The following is a 2,700-nucleotide window of genomic DNA, read 5'->3' as shown; positions in this document are numbered from 1 at the left end:
GACACCGCAGGTTTGCCCATCGCTGCCTCCTACCACCATTCCCATGATCTTGGGAATTTCGCGATCAGGACACTAGCTGTTGTTCGCATTCGCGGTCCTGGTCCTCCTGCGTCGCCCGCCGATGGTCGCCGCACCCTCCCGGGCCTGCACCGGTGGCCGGATGCCTGCGATGCTGCCGATCTCGGCTGGTTCAGGCCGATCGGGGTGACGGCGATCTACGATGCGGTCCTCGCGTGCGGGCATGTCGACGATCCACTCGTCTGGCACGCGGCAACCATCCTGGTAATCGCCTCCATCATGGTCCACCGCTGCACCGCTCACGCGCCTCTATGCGCGCCGCCGCGGCGCGCCATCCACCACACGCGGCCTTCAGGAGGAGGGGGAAGGGAGAGGCGGCCAAGTGATGCTCCGGGCTGCCGGCGCTCGTTCTGGCGCAACGGCATCGAGGCAGGTGAAAGAGGATCGTGCTTCAGGTGGCGGCAAGAGCCGCATACGCCCATTCGCCAAGTGAGCTCATCGCTTTCCCCCGCCGGCTGCCTCGATCAGGCGCTTCCTGAAAGGCAGGAGAGACCATTATTGACAACACACTGCAGCATATTAACTAACAGTTGAGAAACATGCCTGTGCATCCATGCGGACGGTATTCCATTTCTTGAGGAACCTCCGCCTTGGCGATGTCCGCAATGGCGCAGTCCCTGCTGCGCGAAAGTGCCTACACCCTGAACAATGGCAGCCGGCAGCCAGTTGTCGTAACCTATAGCTTCGCCACCAGCAGTGCCGCGTTCAGCTGGTGGGAGGATACGCCTCCCATCTCGCTCACGGCGCCGCAGCAGGACTCGGTCCGGACCGCGCTGCACGCCTGGGCCAGCGTCTCCGGGGTCCACTTCATCGAAGTTCCGGACATCGCCGAGAAGGGCAGTGTGGGTATCCGGATCCGACTCGCGGATATGGGTTGGCAGTCATTCGAGGCCGGTTCGCCAGAAGGCGACATCAGCATCAACTCGGTCTACGGGGACGATGCCATGGCGCCGGGCAGTGAGGCTTACGAGATCCTGCTGCTGACCATCGGCTATGCCTTGGGGCTCAAGGACGTCGATTCCGAGCAGTGGTCGGAGAGCGCGATGGCCATGCATGACATGGATAACGGGAACGTGGCAGGCCTTCGGCCGGCCGATGTGGAGGCCATTCAATACACATACGGTACGCAGCAGGCGGAGGACGCCTTTCACACACGCTGGAGCTGGGACACGGGCCTGGGCGCCATTCGCCATGACGGCAATGATACGGCCCAGACCATCACCGGCACCGGGATGCGCGACCTGATCGTCGGCTATGGCGGCGACGATGTTCTGCGCGGGGGCAGCGGCAACGACGTGATCTACGGCGGATCCGGCGTCAACACCATCTCAGGCGGCAGCGGCGCCGACGTGATGGCCGTGGATGCCTTCCGCAGCCAAGCGACGCTCAGCGGCTTCAGGCTCGGATATGAAGCCGGCTCGAGCGCCCGGAACACGGCATCCGGCACCCTCAGCGCGCCCGGTGAGGAGCACAACTTCAACGGCATCGAGGTGATCGCCTTCGGCGACGGCCGGCTGGTGTTCGACGAGAACGATCCGGTGGCGCAGATCACGCGGCTGTACCAGACGGCACTGGGCCGGCTGCCCGACAGCGTCGGGCGCGAGAACTGGACCAACCTGCTGCTGAACGGCACGCCGTTGTCCAAGCTGGCAGAGGGCTTTCTCGGCAGCGACGAGTTCCAGGCCCGCTTCGGCCAGCCTGATGATTCGATCTTCGTTATCCGCGCTTATCAGCAGGGGCTGGGCCGGGCGCCGGATGTCGCTGGCCTGGAGGCGTGGCAGGCCCAGATCGCCGCCGGCCTGGGCCGCGCCGAGCTGCTGACCGGCTTCAGCGAGAGCGCCGAAAGCCGCAGCCTGACCTATCCCTTGTTGTCGAGGGGCCTGTGGGACGCCGATGACCAAGCCGCGGAGATTGCTCGGCTTTACGTGGCGGTGCTCGGCCGCGCGCCGGACGCCTCCGGGCTGCGCAACTGGAAGGAGCAGGCGGTGCATGGCACCGACATGACTGAGATCGCCAACGAGTTCGCACGAAGCGCCGAATTCAGCATGCGCTACCCAGGTGCCGGCGATGCTGAATTCGTTGCCGCGGTCTACCAGAACGCCCTGGGCCGCGGGGTGGATCCGGCGGGACAGGCGTTCTGGCTGAACCACCTGGCGCAGGGCATGACGCGGGGCGAGATGGTGGCTGGTGTCAGCCACAGCACCGAGTTCCTGATCCTCAGCAACGGTGTAACGGAGGGTGGCATCACCTTCGCCTGAACCGACCTGCAGGATCGGAAAGCAGGAGGCGCCGAAGAGGCGCTCATCGCATCGCATCGCCGCCCGGTTGGGTAAGCCGGGCGGGCTTCCACGGAGGTGTACCGCGCCGCCGTCGTCACGTTGTCCGAACTCCCTGCATCGATCTAGTCCCTGGGCGACCATCGTTCCAAGCTAGGCAGAGAACCCATACAGCTCTTTGGCCTCGTTCGTGTTTTTACCTCGGTCGCGTTCCTGGACGTGGTGTAGGACCTGACCGCCTTTGAAGTGGCGGTCACCACGGTGGTTCCCGGTAGGGTTGGGTTGCTGAGACCTGCAATCCTGGCCTGGAGCCGACCGCGATGACCGACGACAAGACTGCTCTTCG

The 2,700-nt window shown here is 64.7% G+C and carries 1 protein-coding gene; it reads left to right on the top strand.

The features are described 5' to 3' along the window. The first annotated feature begins 674 nt into the window (after positions 1 to 674). Positions 675 to 2,336, top strand: a complete 1,662-nt coding sequence (locus tag D2K64_RS23220; RefSeq protein WP_120010767.1) for a DUF4214 domain-containing protein — start codon at positions 675 to 677, stop codon at positions 2,334 to 2,336. Positions 2,337 to 2,700 lie beyond the last annotated feature (364 nt).

It is taken from the genome of Teichococcus vastitatis (assembly GCF_003604215.1).
Classification (GTDB): domain Bacteria; phylum Pseudomonadota; class Alphaproteobacteria; order Acetobacterales; family Acetobacteraceae; genus Pseudoroseomonas; species Pseudoroseomonas vastitatis.
The sequence above is the reverse complement of the archived record's forward strand: the minus strand, read 5'-3'. Positions and strand labels throughout refer to the sequence as shown.